At 53.3% G+C, this 14,986-nt stretch carries 13 protein-coding genes; all 13 read left to right on the top strand.

The features are described from left to right. Window positions 1-204: 204 nt before the first annotated feature. The 13 genes from NI000_RS34820 to cysS all read left to right on the top strand — a co-directional run bounded on the left by NI000_RS34820 (window position 205) and on the right by cysS (window position 14,986). Window positions 205-666 carry a CtsR family transcriptional regulator gene (locus NI000_RS34820; protein ID WP_253415871.1) on the top strand — a complete coding sequence of 154 codons (462 nt, stop codon included), beginning with the start codon at window positions 205-207 and terminating at the stop codon, window positions 664-666. 46 nt (window positions 667-712) lie between these two features. Then, window positions 713-1,231, top strand: coding sequence for a UvrB/UvrC motif-containing protein (locus NI000_RS34815; RefSeq protein ID WP_253415870.1), 519 nt, complete (start codon window positions 713-715; stop codon window positions 1,229-1,231). A 25-nt stretch (window positions 1,232-1,256) separates the two neighbouring features. Further along, window positions 1,257-2,324 carry a protein arginine kinase gene (locus tag NI000_RS34810; protein ID WP_253415869.1) on the top strand — a complete coding sequence of 356 codons (1,068 nt, stop codon included), beginning with the start codon at window positions 1,257-1,259 and terminating at the stop codon, window positions 2,322-2,324. Between the two features lie 61 nt (window positions 2,325-2,385). After that, the gene (clpC, locus tag NI000_RS34805; RefSeq protein ID WP_253415868.1) at window positions 2,386-4,830 is read left to right on the top strand and encodes an ATP-dependent protease ATP-binding subunit ClpC; all 2,445 of its coding nucleotides are present in this window, start codon (window positions 2,386-2,388) and stop codon (window positions 4,828-4,830) included. A 179-nt stretch (window positions 4,831-5,009) separates the two neighbouring features. Next, entirely contained in the window at window positions 5,010-6,377 is a 1,368-nt protein-coding gene (gene radA / locus NI000_RS34800) for a DNA repair protein RadA (RefSeq protein ID WP_036691481.1), read from the top strand. Window positions 6,378-6,569: 192 nt separating this feature from the next. After that, on the top strand, window positions 6,570-7,649 hold the full coding sequence (gene disA, locus NI000_RS34795; protein ID WP_301292820.1) for a DNA integrity scanning diadenylate cyclase DisA: 1,080 nt from the start codon (window positions 6,570-6,572) through the stop codon (window positions 7,647-7,649). A gap of 75 nt (window positions 7,650-7,724) precedes the next feature. Beyond that, window positions 7,725-8,459: a CDP-diacylglycerol--serine O-phosphatidyltransferase gene (gene pssA / locus NI000_RS34790; protein ID WP_253415867.1), complete on the top strand. Its 735-nt coding sequence runs from the start codon at window positions 7,725-7,727 to the stop codon at window positions 8,457-8,459. A gap of 166 nt (window positions 8,460-8,625) precedes the next feature. Beyond that, window positions 8,626-9,723, top strand: a complete 1,098-nt coding sequence (locus tag NI000_RS34785) for a PIN/TRAM domain-containing protein (RefSeq protein ID WP_090674781.1) — start codon at window positions 8,626-8,628, stop codon at window positions 9,721-9,723. Between the two features lie 85 nt (window positions 9,724-9,808). Next, window positions 9,809-10,516: a 2-C-methyl-D-erythritol 4-phosphate cytidylyltransferase gene (ispD, locus tag NI000_RS34780; RefSeq protein ID WP_253415866.1), complete on the top strand. Its 708-nt coding sequence runs from the start codon at window positions 9,809-9,811 to the stop codon at window positions 10,514-10,516. Then, window positions 10,513-10,998: a 2-C-methyl-D-erythritol 2,4-cyclodiphosphate synthase gene (gene ispF / locus NI000_RS34775; protein WP_253415865.1), complete on the top strand. Its 486-nt coding sequence runs from the start codon at window positions 10,513-10,515 to the stop codon at window positions 10,996-10,998. Before ispD ends, ispF begins: the two co-directional genes overlap by 4 nt. A gap of 72 nt (window positions 10,999-11,070) precedes the next feature. After that, window positions 11,071-12,522 (top strand): glutamate--tRNA ligase, encoded by a 1,452-nt coding sequence (gltX, locus tag NI000_RS34770; RefSeq protein ID WP_301292819.1) that lies wholly within the window; start codon window positions 11,071-11,073, stop codon window positions 12,520-12,522. A gap of 414 nt (window positions 12,523-12,936) precedes the next feature. Continuing rightward, complete coding sequence (cysE, locus tag NI000_RS34765; protein ID WP_253415864.1) at window positions 12,937-13,599, top strand: serine O-acetyltransferase; 663 nt, start codon at window positions 12,937-12,939, stop codon at window positions 13,597-13,599. Then, window positions 13,589-14,986 carry a cysteine--tRNA ligase gene (cysS, locus tag NI000_RS34760; protein WP_253415863.1) on the top strand — a complete coding sequence of 466 codons (1,398 nt, stop codon included), beginning with the start codon at window positions 13,589-13,591 and terminating at the stop codon, window positions 14,984-14,986. Before cysE ends, cysS begins: the two co-directional genes overlap by 11 nt.

Raw genomic sequence — 14,986 nt, 5'->3', positions numbered from 1 at the left:
CTTATATCGGCAAGAATAAAAGTGCCCGGACGACCCCAAACTAAGAAATAGGTTGGGGTGTTGCAATCTTACGCAAATCTGCTATAATGTAGTTAAAGTCAAAGAAAGTCAAAGTCAATGATTCTGCCACTAGACTTATACCAGATCATCTAGGCTTTCTTTACTTTAAATATGGTTTTACTTCTGTCGCGGGAGGTCGAATAGATGCGCAATGTTTCAGAAATTATTGAGCAATATCTGAAGCAAACTTTGCAGCAGAGCCCCGACGGTGTGATCGAGATCCAACGCAATGAGTTGGCCGATCAATTCAACTGCGTTCCCTCGCAGATCAATTACGTCATTAGTACCCGTTTTACATTGGAGAAAGGGTACATTGTCGAAAGCAAGCGGGGCGGCGGCGGTTACATTCGAATTCAAAGAATCGAGCTGCAATCGCATGGCGCAGTGATGGACCATATTTTCCAAACCATCGGTGCGCACATGGATCAGCTTGCATCCGAAGGACTGCTGTATCAGCTGGAAGAAGGGGGCTTCATCACTTCGCGGGAAGCGGCATTGATGAAAGCAGCCATTACCCGGGAGGTCCTGATCCTGAAACTGCCTCTAAGGGATGAGATCAGGGCAAGAATATTGAAGGCGATGTTGATTTCTTTGCTAAGCAAATGATATTCGTATCCTGCCGTCCCAGGGCAAGATTAAAGGAGGGACCCAGATGATTTGCCAGGAATGTGGCAAGAAGCAAGCGACGCTTCATTTTACGAAAATATTGAATGGCGAAAAGACGGAATTTCACATTTGCGAATCGTGCGCCAGAGAAAAAGGGGAGCTCATCCCGGGGACGGCTAATGGGTTTTCCATTCATAACCTGCTCAGCGGACTGTTGGATTTCGAACCTTCGGCGCACAGCACGCTCGCCAACAAAGTACAGCCCAGCCGCTGTGAGCATTGCGGACTAACCTATACGCAGTTCAGCAAAATCGGCCGTTTCGGCTGCAGCGAGTGCTATAAGCATTTTGGGGAGAAGCTGGACCCGCTGTTCAAACGCGTCCATGGCAGCATTATTCATACCGGCAAGGTTCCCAAGCGGTCCGGCGGGTTAATTAAACATAAGCGTGAAATCGATCAGTTGAAAAAGGAATTGCTGATCCGTATCGATAATGAGGAATTCGAAGAAGCAGCCCGTCTGCGGGATCAAATCCGCGAGCTTGAGAAAAAGGTTGCCGAAGGCTAGACGGCTGAGGTAAGGAGGAGTGCTTATGACGGAAGCAAGCCGTTTTACAGAGAATGCGCTTAGCGATTGGATGAAGGGTGAAGGGCCGGATTCGGATATCGTCATCAGCAGCCGCATACGCATCGCGCGAAATATGCAGGCGTACCCCTTCCCTATGTTGGCAACGAACCAGCAATCGAAGGAAGTGCTGGAGCAGGTAGCTCAGGTCGCTCATAATGAAGAGCTGGGCACGATAAGCCGGTTTTCGATGCTGCCGCTTTCCGATTTGAATGAACTGGAGAGACGGGTGCTGGTCGAAAAGCATTTGATTAGTCCGGCACTGGCTAACGAATCGCGCAACGGAGCCGTCATTCTCAGTGACAACGAGTCCGTTAGCATCATGGTCAATGAAGAAGACCATCTTCGGATTCAGTGCTTGTGTCCTGGTTTTCAGATTAAAGAAGCTTGGGATCTGGCCAACCAGATCGACGATATATTTGAAACGCATTTGAATTATGCTTTTGACGAAAAACACGGATATATGACGAGCTGTCCTACGAACGTGGGTACGGGGATTCGCGCTTCGGTGATGATCCATCTTCCCGCACTCGTTCTGACGCAGCAGATCAACCGCATATTATCGGCTATTACCCAGGTTGGGTTGGCCGTGCGGGGCTTGTATGGAGAAGGCAGTGAAGCGCTCGGCAACCTGTTCCAGATTTCGAACCAAATTACGCTGGGACAATCCGAAGAGGAAATTATCGATAACCTCTATAGCGTCGTACGGCAAATTATTGAGCACGAACGTGCGGCCAGACAGAAGCTGATCTACGAGACAAGAGCTAAAATTTTGGACCGGGTCAGCCGCTCTTACGGCGTCTTGTCGTATGCGGCGATTATGGATTCCAAAGAAGCGGCGCAGCGGCTGTCGGACGTGCGGCTCGGGATTGATCTCGGGTTTATTAAAAACGTCTCTTCACATGTGCTCAACGAGCTTTTGGTTATGACCCAGCCTGGTTTTTTGCAGCAGACGGCAGGAGAAAAGCTGACACCTGAAGAAAGAGACATTAGGCGAGCACAGCTCATCCGGGAAAAAATTGCGGAAACGGGCTAGCCGTCAACATACGAAACCGCATAATAAGCATACGCTATACCAATCTTTGGAGGTGTTACACATGATGTTTGGCAGATTTACGGAACGCGCGCAAAAGGTATTGTCCTTGGCGCAGGAGGAAGCAGTTCGTTTGGGACACAACAATATCGGAACAGAGCACATTCTGCTCGGTCTGATTCGTGAAGGCGAAGGCATTGCCGCGAAGGCGCTTATTGCGCTCGGACTCGGCCTTGAAAAAATTCAAGACGAAGTCGAATCGCTGATCGGACGGGGACAAGAGCAGCCATCGAATATCGCGTACACGCCGCGGGCGAAAAAAGTAATCGAGCTGTCGATGGACGAAGCCCGCAAGCTGGGACACACGTACGTCGGAACGGAGCACATTCTGCTCGGCTTGATTCGTGAAGGCGAAGGCGTTGCTGCACGCGTATTGAACAATTTGGGCGTGAGCCTGAACAAGGCTCGTCAGCAAGTGCTTCAACTGCTTGGCAGCAGCGAGGTGGTCTCGCCTAACCATGGTAACCCGACGAATGTGAATACACCGACCTTGGACGGTCTGGCTCGCGACCTGACGGCTTATGCCAAGGATGGCAACCTGGATCCGGTCATCGGCCGCAGCAAAGAAATCGAGCGCGTGATTCAAGTGCTCAGCCGCCGGACGAAAAACAATCCGGTCCTCATTGGGGAACCCGGCGTAGGTAAAACGGCGATTGCCGAAGGACTTGCGCAAAAAATCGTCGCCAACGAAATTCCGGAAACGCTGCGCGATAAGCGCGTCATGACCTTGGATATGGGTTCGGTCGTCGCCGGTACGAAATACCGCGGCGAATTCGAAGACCGCCTGAAAAAAATTATGGATGAAATCCGGCAAGCCGGAAATATCATCTTGTTCATTGACGAGCTGCATACGCTGATCGGTGCCGGCGGGGCGGAAGGCGCGATCGACGCTTCGAATATTTTGAAGCCGGCTCTGGCTCGCGGTGAGCTCCAGTGCATCGGGGCTACGACGCTCGACGAGTACCGCAAATATATCGAAAAGGATGCGGCGCTGGAAAGACGCTTCCAGCCGATCACGGTCGATCAACCGTCGCCGGAAGAAGCGATTCAGATTTTGCACGGGCTGCGTGACCGTTACGAGGCCCATCACCGCGTGAAAATAACGGATGAAGCCATTGAGCAAGCCGTGAAGCTGTCCGACCGTTATATTACGGACCGGTTCCTTCCGGATAAAGCGATCGACTTGATCGACGAAGCTAGCTCCAAAGTAAGGCTCCGTTCGTATACGGTACCGCCGGATCTGAAAAAGCTGGAAAGCCGTCTCGATGACATCCGCAAGGAAAAAGACGCCGCCGTACAAAGCCAGGAATTCGAGAAAGCGGCATCGCTTCGCGATACGGAGCAGAAGCTGCGCGAAGAGCTGGATTCGACGAAGAACGAATGGAAAGAGAAGCAAGGGCGCACCGACTCCGAAGTGACGCCGGACGATATTGCCCAGGTCGTAGCAAGCTGGACCGGTATTCCTGTCGTGAAGCTGGCTGAGGAAGAAACTCAGCGCCTGCTGAAAATGGAATCGATCCTGCATAACCGGGTGATCGGTCAGGATGAAGCGGTCAAGGCTGTCAGCCGCGCAATTCGCCGGGCTAGAGCGGGTCTTAAAGACCCGAAACGCCCGATGGGCTCGTTCATCTTCCTTGGTCCGACCGGCGTCGGGAAAACCGAGCTGGCTCGTGCGCTTGCCGAGTCTCTCTTCGGTGACGAAAATGCCGTCATTCGGATCGACATGTCCGAGTATATGGAGAAACACTCTACTTCTCGTTTGGTCGGAGCGCCTCCGGGCTACGTCGGATACGAAGAAGGCGGTCAATTGACCGAAAAAGTACGCCGCAAGCCGTATTCCGTCGTCCTGCTGGACGAAATCGAAAAAGCGCATCCTGAAGTATTCAACATTTTGCTGCAGGTGCTTGAAGATGGCCGCCTGACGGATTCCAAAGGCCGTACGGTCGACTTCCGCAATACGCTGATCATCATGACATCGAACGTTGGCGCCGATACAATCAAGAAAAACTCGACGCTCGGCTTCACCGCTGCACATGATGCAGGCAAAGACTATAACAATATGAAAGAAAAAGTAATGGGCGAGCTGAAGAAAAGCTTCCGTCCGGAGTTCTTGAACCGGATCGACGAGATTATCGTGTTCCACTCCTTGGAAGAACAGCATATCGCCGAGATCGTGACTTTGATGGCCGAAGAGCTTCGCAAACGGTTGAAAGAGCAGGAAGTCGAATTCTTCCTGACCGATTCGGCCAAAGCGTTCCTGGCCAAAGAAGGCTACGATCCGACCTTCGGCGCAAGACCGCTGCGCAGAGCAATTCAGAAGCACATCGAAGACCGGTTGTCCGAAGAATTGCTGCGCGGCAATATCGCCAAAGGCGACTCGCTTACGATCGACGAGAAGGACGGCGAATTGATCGTTCACCGCAACCAAGGTGTCGGTACGCAGGCTTAAGTCAAAAAATTTTAGGAGCGCAGGCTTCTTCCATAGCATCCCACGGCTGCAAGTTGGGCCGGAGGGATGTTTTTTTTCTTTACCATTAAAGCTTTTTTTCTTTTCAGCGGCGGCAAGGGTTTTCAAGACAGGGTCAAAATGGTAAACTTTGAGTTGGGATAAGAAAGCAGGGTTAAATGATGGCGAAAACAAAAACAAAGTTCTTCTGCCAGTCATGCGGCTACGAATCGCCGAAATGGCTCGGTAAATGTCCGGGCTGCGAAGCTTGGAATACATTTGTGGAAGAAGTGGAGACCGTTGTTAAGAGCAAAGGGCTGCACACAAATTTTTTGAACAAGAAAGAAAAAGCGGTTTCTATCATAAACATAGAAAGCAGTCAAGAAGAGCGGATCGTGACGGACAATCGGGAGTTGAACCGCGTGCTTGGCGGCGGCATTGTACCCGGCTCCTTGATTCTGGTAGGCGGCGACCCGGGGATCGGGAAGTCGACGCTGCTTCTGCAAACATCGCATTTGCTGACGCAGCTGGACTTGAAGGTGCTGTATATTTCCGGAGAGGAATCCGTCCGCCAGACGAAGCTGAGGGCTGATCGGCTGCAAGCCGTTTCCCCGCAGTTGTTCGTGCTCTGTGAAACGAATGTGGAGCATATCGAAGCGGCGATCGACGAGATCGAACCGGATTTCATCGTCATCGATTCGATCCAAACGGTATACCACGGTGCCGTAGCTTCCGCTCCGGGTTCGGTTTCTCAAGTTCGGGAATGTACGGGACATTTTATGCGGATTGCTAAAATGAAAGGAATCGCAACCGTCCTCGTTGGTCATGTTACTAAAGAGGGCGCCATTGCAGGACCGCGATTACTCGAACATATGGTCGATTGCGTGCTGTATTTCGAAGGGGAGCGGCATCATTCGTACCGGGTGCTTCGCGCCGTTAAAAACCGGTTCGGTTCGACCAATGAAATCGGGATCTTCGAGATGCGGGAAAGTGGCCTGGTCGAGGTCAACAACCCGTCGGAGCTGTTTTTGTCCGAGCGCCCACTGGGCGTTGCCGGCTCGACCGTCGTCGCCAGTATGGAGGGGACGCGTCCGGTGCTCGTAGAGCTTCAAGCGCTCGTTTCGTCCACCAACTTCCCATCCCCCCGGCGGATGGCGACAGGCTTCGACCATAATCGACTATCCCTGATTATCGCGGTGCTGGAGAAGCGGATGGGCATGTTTTTGCAAAATCAGGACGCTTACCTTAACGTCGCAGGCGGTGTGAAGCTGGATGAGCCTGCCGTCGACCTTGCGGTAGCGGTCAGCATTGCCTCCAGCTTCCGCGAACAGCCGACGCAGCCGTTCGACGTCATCTTCGGCGAAGTCGGCCTGACGGGCGAGGTGCGCGGCGTCTCGCGCGTCGACCAGCGGGTGAGGGAAGCGGAGAAGCTCGGCTTCCGCCGCGTCATTCTCCCGCAAAAAAGCCTGAAAGGCTGGACGCCCCCGGCAGGCATTCAAATTATCGGCGTCAATACCGTAGCCGAGGCGCTATCGGCTGCTTTAGTATAGTATATTTTTTGAAACAAGGGTTTTGATGGAGCGCAGGGGAACTGCCGGAGAGTTTACGTGCCGCCTTTGAACTCGGAAAGCTACCTTAAATTATAATTCAAACTTTCCGAGTTCAAGAGCGGCCGGAGGCAGTTCTCCCTGCTGCGCAATCAACCTCCACTTGCTTCAAAAAATTCGTCAGGAGGGACACCATTGAGCAAGGAAGAAGCAAAACGCGACGTCATGAGCCAGCTGCTGCAGCTCGTTGCGCCAGGCACGCCGTTCCGGGAAGGGCTGGAGAACGTGCTGCGCGCCAAGACGGGCGGCTTAATCGTCGTCGGCTACAGCCCGGAAGTGATGGAGATTGTAGACGGCGGCTTTTCGATCAACTGCGATTTTTCCCCGAACTATTTATATGAGCTGGCCAAAATGGACGGCGCGATCATCCTCAGCGAGGATTTGAAGCGTATTCTGTATGCGAATACGCAGCTGATTCCGGACTCTTCGATTACGTCTACCGAAACGGGCATTCGGCACCGGACGGCGGAGCGCGTCGCGAAGCAGACCTCCAAGCTTGTGGTGTCCATCTCGCAGCGGCGAAACGTCATTACCTTGTATCAAGGTAGCTTGCGCTATTCGCTCAAAGATATCGGCGTTATTTTGACGAAAGCGAATCAGGCGATTCAAACGCTGGAGAAATACAAGTCCGTATTGGACCAGGATTTGACCAATCTGGGCGCTTCCGAATTTGAGGAGCTGGTCACTTTGCACGATGTGACCGGTGTGATGCAACGTATTGAGATGGTTTTACGTATTAAAGGAGAGATCAAGCGTTACATTAACGAGCTTGGTAACGAAGGCCGGTTGATCAGCATGCAGTTGGAGGAATTGGTTGGCAACACTGAGAATGAGGCATACTTGTTGATTAAGGATTACGTCAAAGAGTTGACTGAAGAGAAGGTAAAAGAAGTTCAAGTGACCCTCAAGAAGCATTCGACCGACGAGATGCTCGATCATTCGCACATTGCACGGGCGCTCGGCTATCCGCATACGCCTGGCAGCGCGGAGGAGACGATCTCGCCAAGAGGCTACCGGGTACTGAACAAAATACCGCGTCTTCCCTCCGTTATTATACATAATTTGGTAGAACGGTTTGGTCAGCTCCCGCATCTGATGATGGCGACGATTGAGGAATTGGACGAAGTGGACGGCATCGGCGAAGTGCGTGCACGTACGATTAAAGAAGGCTTAAAGAGGATTCAAGATCAGGTGCTCATTGACAGACATATTTAACTTGCATACAATCAGAGGGTAGCCAAATATTATTAAGATATTAGGGTACAGTAAAACCAGAGGTGGACTAAAACAATGATAACAAAATCCCTTCCGAACTTGTTTACGATTGGGAACTTGTTCTTAGGTATTATTGCAATTATTTCCGTGTTTAATAGTAAGCCCGAGCTTGCTGCGATCATGGTCATCGTCGCGATGCTGCTGGACGGATTGGACGGACGCGTTGCCCGTGCGCTCAATGCGCAGAGCGAATTCGGCAAAGAGCTAGACTCGCTGTCCGATGTCATCTCGTTCGGTGTAGCGCCGGCGTTCATCATGTATGTGGTGGCTTTCACCGAGATGAATGCAGCGGCAGCGTGGATCGTGACCGCGATCTTCCCGATCTGCGGCGCGCTTCGTCTGGCCCGCTTCAATGTCGTTGCCGGGACGCCGGGATATTTTATCGGCTTGCCGATTCCTGCAGCCGGCGGCGTATTGTGTACGCTCGCGCTGTTCCATAAAGAGTTGAACACCGTCGTACTCGTCTTGTCGACGCTTCTGCTGTCTTACCTGATGGTCAGCACCGTCAAATACCCGAACTTCAAAAAAGTCGGCATCCCGAAAGCCGCTATCTGGATTACGCCTGTCGTTGTCGTGGTTGCCGTTGTACTGGCTGTCATGTATCCGGGGCTGTTGTCCAAGCTCATCTTCGTACCGCTGCTTCTTTATGCGCTGTACGGCTTAAAAAAAAACGTTGATCGGCTGTTCTTCTGGAAACGAAGAAAACGTCCGTCCATGGAAGAGCAGGAGTCCAAAACAACGGGCATCTAAAACCGCATAAGCTTCACAAGGCCATGAAAATGAAAAGCATTTGTTTTCCGCAAGGAAAATGAATGCTTTTTTTCATTTTCTTCAACTGATACGATTAGGCTGGAGTAATTTGGATCATAATTGTAGAAGAAGGCAGAATTTGTTATTTTTATGGAGGTGAAAGTCTATGATGAAAAAATGGTTTCAGCTTCTATTTGCAGTTATCGGCGGTGCGCTAGGAGTACGGTGGAGTGATACGATAGGGAAACCATGTTTTGAATTCATAGCATCGGTTTTGGGACGGGAAGAGATTCAAGGACAAGCCCTCTGGATGCTGGGGGCCGGCGCGCTGCTCTTCTATTCGATCAGTTCTTGGGCATTAACGTATCTGCTGAAAGTGGTGCAGCGGGGAGAGGAACGCATTGCCAACGTACCGGTGACCGATCTGCTTGCGGGCTCGATCGGGATGGTCGTCGGCTTGCTTTTTTCGTCGGTACTGCTCCATCCGTTCAGCCAGGCAGGCGTGTTCAGCCCTCTGCTGCATATGCTGCTGATCGCGGCATTTTCGTATGCGGGCTATCGGCTTGGCGCAGTGAAACAGGAGGAGCTGTTCACTGTGCTGGATGCACGACGTTCGGATCGCGGGAAGGGAGCGTCAGGGGAGGCCAAAGGATTCGAGGAGCATAAAATTCTCGATACGAGCGTGATTATTGACGGACGTATTGCGGATATTTGCAAAACCGGATTTATCGAGGGAACCCTCGTCATTCCCGAATTTGTGCTGGAGGAGCTGCAGCATATTGCCGATTCGTCGGATTTGCTCAAGCGCAACCGCGGCCGTCGGGGGTTGGATATTTTGAACAAAATCCAGAAGGAGCTTGATGTCAAAGTACTCATCTACGAGGGGGATTTCGAAGAGATTTCCGAGGTGGACAGCAAGCTTGTGCGTCTGGCCAAAGCTTTGCAGGGCAAAGTGATTACGAACGACTTCAATCTTAATAAAGTATGCGAGCTGCAAGGCGTATCGGTTCTGAACATCAACGATCTGGCGAATGCGGTGAAGCCGGTCGTACTGCCCGGAGAGGAAATTCTGGTGCAAGTCATCAAGGACGGCAAGGAGCATGGACAGGGCGTCGCCTATTTGGATGACGGCACAATGATTGTCGTGGAAGGCGGCCGGGACTTTATCGGCATGACGCTCGATGTGCTGGTGACAAGCGTTCTGCAAACGTCAGCCGGACGGATGATATTTGCCAAGCCGAAGCTATTGGAAAAAGCGCTCTAACACGGTATGATAAGATAGATGCGCTTAGAATAAGGCAAACGGGTTTGCTTCATTCGGAGCCGAACCATAGTGGCAGGTGGACAAGGTGACGGATAAACTGGGGGTCGTGGTCGTAGCGGCGGGCAGAGGCTCGCGTATGCGAACGCAAGAAAGCAAGCAATATTTGCTGCTGGACGGTAAACCGATTCTGGTACATACGCTGGAGCTGTTCGATCGGCTAGAAGCCGTAAGCGACATCGTGTTGGTTACGGGTGCGGACGATGTAGAGCGGTGCCGGGGCTATATCGAGACTTACGGGCTAAGAAAGGTGAAGTGGGTGATTCCCGGGGGGAAGGAACGTCAAGACTCCGTTTACCAAGGGCTGCTGGCTTTGGAGGGCACGGTCCATTGGGTGATGATACACGACGGTGTCCGGCCGTTTGCCGCCCGGGAGCATATCGCAGCATGCCTGGATAAAGCGAAAGAGACCGAAGCGGCTGTTCTGGCCGTACCCGTAAAAGATACGATTAAAATTGTGGACGGCGAAGGGTTGATCCAAGCGACCCCGGACCGGCGCAGCTTGTGGGCGATTCAGACCCCGCAGGCTTTTCGTTTTTCTTTGCTGCGCGATGCGCACGAGCGGGCGCGGGAGGAAGGCTTCGTCGGGACGGACGACGCTATGTTGGTCGAACGGCTCGGCGTCCGGGTCGCCGTAGTCGAAGCGGACTATTACAATATCAAAATCACGACGCCTGAGGACTTGCCTTGGGCCGAGTGGATCATTCGACATGTCAGGGGAGAGCGAGAGTCATGATACGAGTGGGACAAGGGTTCGACGTGCATCAACTGGTGGAGGGACGCAAGTGCATTATCGGCGGCGTGGACATTCCGTATGAAAAAGGGCTGCTTGGGCATTCCGATGCGGACGTGCTGCTGCACGCGCTGACCGACGCGATTCTTGGCGCACTGGGGCTGGGGGATATCGGAAAGCATTTTCCCGACACGGATGCTGCGTATAAGGATGCGGACAGCTATAAGCTGCTTGTGCAGGTTTGGGAGAGTGCCAAGCAAGCGGGGTACCGCCTGGGCAATGCGGACTGCACGATCATCGCGCAGAAGCCAAAGATGGCGCCGTACATTCCCGCCATGATCGAGCGGATCGCAACCGCGCTCGAATCGGAGCCGTCGCAGATTAATGTGAAAGCGACGACGACGGAGCAGCTCGGCTTCACCGGGCGGGGCGAAGGGATTGCCGCACAGGCGGTTGTTTGTCTTGTGAAAGATGTGCTATCATAACAAATAATCTTTTTACGGATCGAATGGCTTCCGGCGAGCGGTTGGCGCGGGAGTACGGGAGGAGAGGGCATTATGGCAGAGTTTCGCGTAAGATACGCGCCGAGTCCGACGGGGCATTTGCACATCGGCGGAGCACGGACGGCATTGTTCGATTATTTGATTGCCCGCAAGCAAGGTGGGAAATTCGTGGTCCGTTTCGAGGACACGGATCAGACGAGACATGTGGAATCGGGTGTCGACAGCCAGCTTAACGGTCTCAAGTGGCTCGGCGTGGATTGGGACGAGAGTGTGGACATCGGCGGACCGTATGGACCGTACCGGCAAACGGAGCGGCTTCATTTGTATCAGCCGTTTGTCGATCAACTGCTGGAAAGCGGTGGTGCGTACCGCTGCTATTGCTCGGAAGCGGATCTGGAGAAGGAGCGCGCAGAGCAGGAAGCAGCAGGACAGATGCCGATGTACTCCGGCAGATGCCGTCATTTGACGACGGAGCAAGTCGAAGCGTTTGTGGCCGAGGGCCGCAAACCGTCGATTCGTTTTCGCGTACCGGAAAATCGCGTCATTGCCTTCGAGGACCGCATCCGCGAGCATGTCGAGTTTGAGAGCAACGGGATCGGCGACTTCATCATCGTGCGTCCGGACGGCATTCCGACGTATAATTTTGCCGTTATTTTGGACGACCATCTGATGAAAATTTCATTGGTCATCCGTGGCGAAGAGCATCTGACCAATACGCCGCGGCAAATTATGATGTACGAGGCACTCGGGCTGCCTGTGCCTGAATTTGCCCATTTGGCGCTTATCTTGAACCCGGACCGCAAGAAGATGAGCAAGCGGGACGAGTCCATCATCCAATTCATTGAGCAGTACAAAGAGCTCGGATATTTGCCGGAAGCGGTTATGAACTTCATCGCCCTGCTCGGCTGGTCGCCCAAAGGCGAGGAAGAAATTTTCACCAGAGAAGAGCTGATCGAACAGTTCGATCTGGACCGGGTGTCCAAAAGTCCGGCAGTATTCGACATGGATAAGCTCAATTGGATGAATAACGTTTATATTAAAAAAGCCGATACCGCACGGATTACGAAGCTGGCGCTGCCACACTTGCAGAAAGCCGGGAAGCTGCCGGAGACGCTCAGTCCCGAGCAGGAGCAGTGGGTTCACTCGCTCGTCGGGCTTTATCAGGAGCAGCTGCGTTATGCCGCCGAAATCGTGCCGTTGTCCGAGCTGTTCTTCCGTGAGGACGTCAGCTACGACGATGAAGCCAAAGCGATGCTTGCCGAAGAGCACGCGCCGATCGTCCTTGGTAGCTTCTTGAAGCAGGTCGAGGCCGCAACCGAGTTTACCGTGGATGCGCTGAAAGCGATGATCAAGGCGGTGCAGACGGAGACCGGCTATAAAGGAAAGCAGCTGTTCATGACCATTCGTGTGGCGCTGACAGGACAAATGCACGGGCCCGACCTGAACATGGCGCTGCATTTGCTGGGAAAAGAAACGGTGTCCGCACGCATTAAGAAGTTATTGTAATGCCTGCAGTTTTCTTATATACTTAGAAAAAAATAAGATCATTTCTTCGATAACATACATCTACGGCGACGAACGGGAAAGTACGGAAAAGTCGGGATTCCCAGAGAGGACGATCGGTTCGGAAACGAACCGGCTGCGAGTCGTCCAATTCCCCTTTTGCGGAAGTGCACCCGGGAGCCGTAAAGACGATCTGACGCGAGCGCTCCGGTGCAGCGGCAGGGTAGTTTTTACCGTGACGTTCACGATACGAACGATTGAGAAGGATAGACGTTGGGCCGGTGCGCTGCCCTTGTACGTTTATCCAAGCAGAGTGGAACCGCGAAAGAAGACGCCTCTGCAGCCGAACGGCTGTAGAAGGCGTTTTTTTTGCGTGATGCGTAGACGAAGTCGTCGCACAGGAACGGGGGATGATACGTGTTTACCAGAATGAAAGAAGACATCGATACGATCTTTGAGAACGATCCGGCGGCGAGAGGCTGGTTTGAGGTCGTGTTCACCTATTCCGGTTTGCACGCCCTCTGGGCGCATCGCGTGGCCCACTGGTTTTATAAAAAAAGCTGGTTCACCCTCGCGCGCATCATTTCGCAGGCCAGCCGTTTTATGACAGGGATCGAGATCCATCCTGGCGCCGTGATCGGGAGGCGTTTTTTCATCGACCACGGCATGGGCGTCGTCATCGGGGAAACGTGCGAGATCGGCGACGACGTGCTGCTTTATCACGGCGTAACGCTCGGAGGCACCGGCAAGGAGCGGGGGAAGCGGCATCCGACCATCGGCAACAACGTGGTCATCTCGGCCGGGGCGAAGGTGCTCGGGTCCTTCACGGTGGGGGACAACTCGCGGATCGGGTCGAACTCTGTCGTATTAAGCGAAGTTCCGGCCAACAGCACCGTCGTCGGAATTCCGGGCAAAATCGTCAAGCGGGACGGCGTGCGCGTCGGGCGGCTGGAGCACGACAAGCTTTCGGACCCCGTTCTCGATATGATTCGCCAAATGCAGCAGCAAATCGACGAGCTGAAGGTTGAGGCTCATAAAGAAAAGACAAGAATTGGAGGAGCCGTGAAACATGAGTCTTAAGATTTATAATACGTTGACTCGCACGAAAGAAGATTTCAAACCACTCGAAGCGGGTAAGGTGAAAATGTACGTCTGCGGTCCCACCGTGTACAGTTACATTCACATCGGAAACGCGCGTCCGGTCATTTTTTTCGACGTCGTGCGACGTTATTTGGAATCGATCGGCTACGAAGTGACGTATGCCGCCAACTTTACGGATGTGGACGACAAGCTGATTAAAAAAGCGGCCGAAATGGGAGTCACCGTACCGGAGGTTGCCGACTTGTTCGTGCAAAAATATTACGAAGATACCAAGGGGCTCGGGGTGCGGGAAGCGACGCTTCATCCGCGCGTCACCCAGAACATGGCGGAGATCATCGATTTCATCTCCGGACTGGTGGAGAAAGATTATGCCTACGAGGCCGGAGGAGACGTCTTCTTCCGGACAGCCAAATTTCCGGAGTACGGCAAGCTGTCGCACCAGAACCTGGAAGAGCTGCAATATGGCATTCGCGTGGATGTCGACGAGCGGAAGGAAAGCCCGCAAGATTTCGTGCTCTGGAAAGCGGCGAAGCCGGGCGAAATCAGCTGGTCGAGTCCGTGGGGCGAAGGGCGCCCGGGCTGGCATATTGAATGCTCGGCGATGATCCGCAAATATTTGGGCGATTCCATCGACATACACGGAGGCGGACTGGACCTGACCTTCCCGCACCACGAATGCGAAATTGCCCAGTCCGAAGGCTTGACGGGGCAGCGGATGGCTAACTACTGGATGCATAACGGGTTCGTGAACGTCAACGATGAGAAAATGTCGAAATCGCTCGGCAACGGAATCAATGTGCACGAGCTGCTGAAGACGATTCCGGGCGAGGTGATCCGGTACTTCATGCTGTCGGGCCACTACCGCAATCCGCTCAATTTCAGCGATGAAGCCGTGGAGCAGGCGAGAGGAAGCTTGGCGCGGATTGAGAACTGCCTTTCCGCGCTCAAGCACCGCCTCAAGACGGCGGAAGCGGGGGAAGTCGATGCCGAAATGGCGGCGGCGGTGCAAGGCGCGCAGCAGCAGTTCGAAAGCAAGATGAACGACGATTTCAATACGCCGGACGCGATCACGGCGGTCTTCGAGCTCGTCAACGCGGCGAATCCGTACATCAACCGCGAGCAGGTGACGGCTCCCAGCTTGGAGCTGCTGCTGAAGCAGTTTGAAGCGATGGATCAAGTGCTGGGCATACTAGCTCCTGAAGCCGAGGACCTGCTGGATGAAGAAATCGAACAATTGATCGTCGAGCGGACGGAAGCCCGCAAAGCGAAAAATTGGGCGCGTGCCGACGAAATCCGCAATCTGTTGACCGAGCGCGGCATCGTGCTTGAGGATACGGCCCAAGGCATTCGTTGGCGGCGGGGCTAA

The sequence above is a fragment of the Paenibacillus tyrphae genome, from assembly GCF_024158745.1.
In the GTDB taxonomy this organism is placed as follows: Bacteria; Bacillota; Bacilli; order Paenibacillales; family NBRC-103111; genus Paenibacillus_G; species Paenibacillus_G tyrfis_A.
The sequence above is the reverse complement of the archived record's forward strand: the minus strand, read 5'-3'. Positions and strand labels throughout refer to the sequence as shown.

What these genes read in the sequence shown, in the direction of transcription:
- NI000_RS34820 (WP_253415871.1), top strand. Translation starts at nt 205, where the DNA reads ATGCGCAATGTTTCAGAAATTATTGAGCAATATCTGAAGCAAACTTTG.
- NI000_RS34815 (WP_253415870.1), top strand. Translation starts at nt 713, where the DNA reads ATGATTTGCCAGGAATGTGGCAAGAAGCAAGCGACGCTTCATTTTACG.
- NI000_RS34810 (WP_253415869.1), top strand. Translation starts at nt 1,257, where the DNA reads ATGACGGAAGCAAGCCGTTTTACAGAGAATGCGCTTAGCGATTGGATG.
- clpC (WP_253415868.1), top strand. Translation starts at nt 2,386, where the DNA reads ATGATGTTTGGCAGATTTACGGAACGCGCGCAAAAGGTATTGTCCTTG.
- radA (WP_036691481.1), top strand. Translation starts at nt 5,010, where the DNA reads ATGGCGAAAACAAAAACAAAGTTCTTCTGCCAGTCATGCGGCTACGAA.
- pssA (WP_253415867.1), top strand. Translation starts at nt 7,725, where the DNA reads ATGATAACAAAATCCCTTCCGAACTTGTTTACGATTGGGAACTTGTTC.
- NI000_RS34785 (WP_090674781.1), top strand. Translation starts at nt 8,626, where the DNA reads ATGATGAAAAAATGGTTTCAGCTTCTATTTGCAGTTATCGGCGGTGCG.
- ispF (WP_253415865.1), top strand. Translation starts at nt 10,513, where the DNA reads ATGATACGAGTGGGACAAGGGTTCGACGTGCATCAACTGGTGGAGGGA.
- gltX (WP_301292819.1), top strand. Translation starts at nt 11,071, where the DNA reads ATGGCAGAGTTTCGCGTAAGATACGCGCCGAGTCCGACGGGGCATTTG.
- cysS (WP_253415863.1), top strand. Translation starts at nt 13,589, where the DNA reads ATGAGTCTTAAGATTTATAATACGTTGACTCGCACGAAAGAAGATTTC.